We start from the raw sequence: 5812 nt of genomic DNA, 5'->3' as shown, positions 1-5812 counted from the left end.
GTGCTGGCGGCCTGGGACGAGCGGCGGTCCGCCGCCTGGGCCGAGGGCGACGCGGGTGCGCTCGAGAGGTTGTACGCCGACGGGTCGGGCGCGGGCGCGGCCGACGTCCGGCTGCTGCGGGACTACGGCCGGCGCGGGCTCCGGGTCGAGGGGATGACGACGCAGGTGCTGGGCCTGCGGGTGGCGGCCCGGTCCCCGGGCCGGCTGGAGCTGGTGGTCACGGACCGCGTCGTCGGGGCGGAGGCCGTCGGGTCCGGCGCACCCGTCTCGTTGCCGGTCGACCGACCCTCCACGCGACAGGTGGTGCTGGTCCGCGAGGGCGCGGGGTGGGTGGTGGCCGAGGTGCGCGATCAGGACAGCGCGGCGGCCAGCACCTCGCGCACGTCCTCGTCCTCGAAGTCGTAGCCGGCCCGCTCCAGGGCGGCCGGCCGGGCGTTGACCGACCCGAGCACCTCCGGCGCGAGGTCGCCGGCGGCCATCTTCATCAAGGACGCCGGGACGGCGAAGAGGGCCTTGCGGTGCAGCGCGGCCGCCAACGCCTTGGTGAACTCGGCGTTGGTCGGCGTGTTCGGGCAGCAGAGGTTGAAGGCACCGGAGACGTCGCGCGACTCGATGAGGTAGCTCACCGCGCCGATCCAGTCGCGCAGCGAGATCATCGGCATGAACTGCTCGCCCGACCCCAGCCGGGCGCCGCCGCCGGCCTGGAAGAGGAGGCGCAGCTGCTTCAGCGGCGGCGAGGTGCGGTCCATCACCGGGGAGGTCCGCAGCTCGCACACGCGCGCGCCCGCCTTGCGGGCCGGGTCGGCCGCATCGGACCACTCGTGGGAGACGTTGGTGAGGAACGCGTCGCCCGTGCTGGGGGTGTCCTCGGTGACCGGCGACGCGCCGTGGTCGCCGTACCAGGCGATGCCGTTGCCGGCGAGGAAGGCCGCCGGGCGCTCGGTCTCGGCGATCGTCTCGGCGAGCAGCCGGGTGGTCGAGACCCGCGACTCGAGCACCTCCCGGGCCCACTTCTTCGAGTGCGGGTTGCCGGCGATGGGCGCGCCGGCGAGATTGACCACCGCGTCGGCGGCCTCGATCACCGCGGCGTCGATGCTGCCGCCAGCCGGGTCCCACCGGGACTCGTGGGCCGAGCCGGGCTCGCGCCGGACGAGGGCCGTCACCTCGTGCCCGTGCACCCGCAGGTGGTCGGACAGGTGGGTCCCGAGAAAGCCCGAGGCACCGGCGATGACGACGCGCATGTCACCACCCAACCATGCGACCAAAGCGGCCACGGGTGGTTCAGCCGGCCAGGTGGGCCCACCGCGACGACAGCTCGTGCCACGGTCCGTCGTCGACCACGCGACCGGAGTCGAGCACCACGACCCGGTCGGCCTGCGCGAGCGCCGCAGCCTTGCTGGTGGCGCCGATGACGGCCGTGCCCCGGGACCGCAGTGCCTGCCACAGCTCGATCTCGGTGGCGGCGTCGAGCGCGGACGACACGTCGTCGGCCAGCAGCACGTCGGCGTCCGTCGCCAGGGCCCGGGCCAGCGCGAGGCGCTGCACCTGCCCACCGGAGAGGCGTACGCCGCGGTGGCCGACGACGGCATCGGCGCCACCGGCCTCCCGGACGTCGCGCCCCATGCGGGCCGCCTCCAGCGCCGGCACCACCGACCGGTCGGCGTGGTCGAGCGCGACGTTGCCGGTGAACGTGCCGGAAAGCACCCGCGGCACCTGCGCCACGTGGGCGACGCGGCCGGGCCGCAGCGTGGTCTGGGGGTCGTCGACGAGGCGGTCGTTCCAGCGGATCTCGCCCGTGCTGCCGACGAGGCMGGCGAGCGCGCTGAGCAGGCTGGACTTGCCCGAGCCGACCTGGCCGAGCAGCAGGACCAGCTCGCCGGCCTGCACGTCGAGGTCGACGTCCTGGACGCCGACCGTGCCGTCGTCGTGCACCGCGGCGAGGTCGCGGATGGTGAGGGTGCGCAGCGGGTCGCGGTGGGGCGTGGACGGCTCCGGCCCGGTGCCGCGGACGAGGTCGACGCCGGGGGGCAGGTCCATCAGGTCGCCGCCGCCGGCGAGCTCGCTGGTGGCGTTCATCCAGGCCCGGGTGCCGGGCGCCTCGGTCACGACCGTGCCGGCGACCCGACCGAACCAGTCGAAGCCGCTGACGGCGTTGGCGACGAGCAGCGCGGTCGCGAGCTCCCACCGGCCGGTGAGCAGGCCGCCCCACGCGGCGACGACGCCGCACTGGACCATGACCACGGGTACGCCCTCGAGGAGGGCCTGCACGCGGTGCTCGCGGACGGCGGCGTCCACGCGGCCACCGTCGACGTCGCGCAGGTGCTGGTGGACCTGCGGCGTCGCCGCGGCGAGCTTGACGGTGCGCACCGACTCCAGCGCCGACACCAGCGACTGCCCGAACCTCGCGCGCGCGGTCGACGCGGCGGCGGCCGAGCGTCCGGCGACGCGGCGGCCCAGCGTGGAGGCGAGGGCCGACGCGACCATGACGGCGAGCAGGACCGCGCCGGCCAGCCACGTGCGGGCGATCAGGGCAGTCACCACGGCGATGATCAGTCCGTTGACGAAGTCGACCCAGCGGTCGGTGTAGCGCGCGAGCCGGTCGGCGTCCATCGTGCGGGCGACGACCTCACCGGGCGGCGTGCGCAGCAGCCGGCGCTGGGACGTCTGCCCGTGGAGGACCGCGGCCCGCACGCGGAGGCGTACCTCCACCCACCAGTGCGGGTAGGTGCGGAACGCCTGGGCGAGCAGGAGCGGGCCGACGAGGAGCGAGGCGACGAGCGCGACGACCAGGAGCTCGGGGCGCTCACCCGCCTGCAGGTCGGTGACGATGTGGCCCCACACCCAGCCGGTGACCGCACCGAACGCGCCGGTCAGCGAGGAGACGAGGAACAGGACCGCTCCGAGCAGGCCCCACTGCGGCTGCATGCTGATCGTGTGGAGCACCTGCCGGGCCAGGCTCGGCGTCGGGGCGAGCTCGGGCGGCGCCGGGGGAGTGGTGCTGCGGCGCACCGACCCGATGGTGGTGTCGTCGTGGTGGTGCTCCTCGACGACCGCCTCGTGGGCGGCAGCGTCGAGGAGGTCGCGGAACCGGCCGGGCTCGGCGGCGAGACGGGCGCGCGGACCCTGCTGGACCACCCGACCGGACTCGAGGACGGCGACCTGCTCGGCGCGCTCGGTGGTGGAGAGCCGGTGGGCGACGAGGATGCCGGTGCGTCCCGAGATCAGCCGGTCGGCGGCGCGTACGACGCGGGCCTCGGTGACGGGGTCCATGCGGGCCGTGGCCTCGTCGAGGACGACGACGCTGACGTCGCGCACGAGGAGCCGGGCGAACGCGACGAGCTGCTCCTCCCCGGCGGACAGGCTGGTGCCGCCCGGGCCGAGGACGGTGTCGAGGCCGTCGGGCAGCCCAGCGACCCACTCGGTCAGGCCGAGCTCGGCCACCGCCGCCTCGACGACCGTGCGGGGGACGTCGTCGAACAGGGTGATGTTGTCAGCGAGGGTGCCGGCGAGGACCTCGGTGCGCTGGGTGACCACGCCGACCGAGGAGCGCAGCTGCTGCAGGTCGAGGTCGAGGACGTCGACCCCGCCGAGGAACACCATGCCGCGGGGCGGCTCGACCGCACGGGAGAGCAGGGACGCGAGGGTGGACTTGCCGGACCCGGTGCGACCGACGAGGGCGCAGGTGTGGCCCGCGGTGAGCAGGAGGTCGACGTCGCGGAGGGCGAACGTGCCTGTGCCGTAGGCGAACTCCAGGTGCCGGAACTCCACGTCGAGCGGGCCGTCGGGCACGGGGAGGCCGCCCGTGGGCTCGACGGACGAGGCCATCATGGCGCGCAGCCGGAGCACGGCGCCGAAGCCCTCCTGGAGGTCGGGCAGGTGGCGGGCGAGCATGTCGACGCCCCCGACGAACATCGTCGTGACGAGGAACAGCGTGACCAGCCGTGCCGTCGACAGGTCCCCGGACAGGACCAGCGCGACGCCGACGACGCCGACCGCGGCGAGGGCTCCGTGGAGCAGCCCGCCGCTGCGTCGGGTCACCCGCACCTCGACGGCCAGGACCGCGTCGAGGGTCTGGTGGATGACCGACGCGAGGTAGGCGTTGCGGCGCAGCACGTGGGCTTGGCCCAGCGACGTGCGTACGTCGTCACGGGCGGCGACGCCCTCCTCGGTCGACGCGGCATGGTCGGTCCAGGCTGCCTCCTCGACGACCTTGCGCTGGGCGATCTGGGGGAGCAGGCGGCGGATCGAGAGGTAGGTGACGACTGCGGTCAGCGGGAACAGGAAGGCCGCCGGCCACCAGGTGAGGGACGCGACCACCCACAGCGGGCCGGAGGCGAGGAAGGTGCGCGCGGCCTGCCACACGCCCCAGCGCATCAGCTGGCCGACCTCCCACGTGTCGTCGTCGATGCGGTCGAGGACCTCGCCGACCGCCTGCTCGGAGAGCTCGGACAGCGGCTGGGCCATGGCCGCGTCGAGCAGGTCGGCACGCAGCTGCCCCTCGGCGCGGTCGCAGATGGTGGCCCAGATGGTCTTGGCGACCGTGTCGATCACCGCCCCGCCCACGACACACAGCGCCAGGAGGGTCAGGAGCGTGCTGGTCGGGCCGTCGGCGAGGCGTCCGGCGACCATCGTGCCGAGGGACGCCGCGACGGCGCCGAGCAGGGACATCGAGAAGCAGAGATAGGTCAGCGGACGGCGGACCCGGTGCCAGTCGACAGGCATCCGACCCGGCGGCAGTCCGTCGGTCGCGGACGTGGTCGCCGGTGCCGGGTGGGTCTGCGTCTCGGTCACCGTCACAATCACCAGACGTTACGTGTCGGGACCGACATCGCGCGCCCGATTTTCGTGTGACCCCGGCTACCGCGCGGGCCGCGCGTGAGCGGTGCGCCACCTACGTTCCCGGGCAGGTGAATGTGGCTCACGCACCGCTCGGCGGCCGGCGAACGGGCCCCCGGACGCGGCACGACGACGCCCCGCCCACCGAGGTGGACGCGTACGACGACGCCCCGCCCACCGAGGTGGACGGGGCGTCGGTCGGCGACTGGCCTCAGACCTCGAACTGGCCGGCCTCGAGGCGCTTCTTGACCTCCTGGAGGAAGCGGCCCGCGTCGGCGCCGTCGACCAGGCGGTGGTCGTAGGTCAGCGACAGGTGGACCATGTGGCGCACCGCGATCGTCTCGCCCAGGTTGGGGTCGTCGATCACGACGGGGCGCTTCACCACGGCACCGGGGCCGAGGATCGCGACCTGCGGCTTGTTGATGATCGGGGTGTCGAAGAGCGCCCCGAAGCTGCCGAGGTTGGTGATGGTGAAGGTGCCGCCGGACAGCTCGTCCGGGGTGATCTTGTTGGTGCGGGTGCGCTCGGCGACGTCGGCGATCTTCTTCGCCAGCCCGGCGATCGAGAGGTCACCGGCCTCCTTGACCACCGGGGTCAGCAGGCCCTTCTCGGTGTCGACAGCGAACGCGATGTTCTCGCGGTCGAAGTAGGTCACCTCGCCCTTGTCGGTGTCGATCGCTGCGTTGAGCTTGGGGTGCAGCTTGAGCGCGTCGATCGCGGCCTTGGCGAAGAAGGGCAGGTAGGTCAGCTTCACGCCCTCGCGGGCCAGGAAGTCGGCCTTCGACGCCTCGCGGAGCCGGGCGATCGCCGTGACGTCGACCTCCATGACCTGCGTCAGCTGGGCGGCCTCCCGCAGCGACTCGACCATGCGCGTGGCGATCACCTTGCGCAGGCGCGAGAGCGGCTCGGTGGTGCCACGCAGCGGCGACGGCGAGGCCGACGACGGAGCGGCAGCAGCGGGCGGAGCGCCGGCGGC

General features: G+C 74.0%; 4 protein-coding genes. 1 reads left to right on the top strand and 3 read right to left on the bottom strand.

Translation table 11 applies throughout. The features are described 5' to 3' along the window. On the top strand, positions 1–405 hold a 405-nt coding region (locus ACXJKB_RS22610; protein WP_457192451.1), incomplete at its 5' end, for a hypothetical protein. On the opposite strand, the gene ACXJKB_RS22605 is transcribed toward ACXJKB_RS22610, so the two are convergent. From ACXJKB_RS22605 to ACXJKB_RS22595, 3 genes are all read right to left on the bottom strand, one after another. Then, positions 351–1241 carry a TIGR01777 family oxidoreductase gene (locus tag ACXJKB_RS22605; RefSeq protein ID WP_457192449.1) on the bottom strand — a complete coding sequence of 297 codons (891 nt, stop codon included), beginning with the start codon at positions 1239–1241 and terminating at the stop codon, positions 351–353. The genes ACXJKB_RS22610 and ACXJKB_RS22605 overlap by 55 nt on opposite strands. Before the next feature lie 40 nt (positions 1242–1281). After that, a complete protein-coding gene (locus ACXJKB_RS22600) occupies positions 1282–4791 on the bottom strand; it encodes an ATP-binding cassette domain-containing protein (RefSeq protein WP_457192447.1) in 3510 nt (1169 codons plus the stop codon). A gap of 256 nt (positions 4792–5047) precedes the next feature. Beyond that, the coding region (locus tag ACXJKB_RS22595; RefSeq protein WP_457192445.1) for a 2-oxo acid dehydrogenase subunit E2 at positions 5048–5812 on the bottom strand (765 nt) is incomplete at its 5' end.

Source organism: Nocardioides sp. P5_E3 (assembly GCF_054049275.1).
Note: the sequence above shows the minus strand (reverse complement) of the source record. Positions and strands in the feature narration are given on the sequence as shown.

Coding starts and splice junctions, on each gene's coding strand:
- ACXJKB_RS22605 (WP_457192449.1), bottom strand. CDS start 1,241: ATGCGCGTCGTCATCGCCGGTGCCTCGGGCTTTCTCGGGACCCACCTG.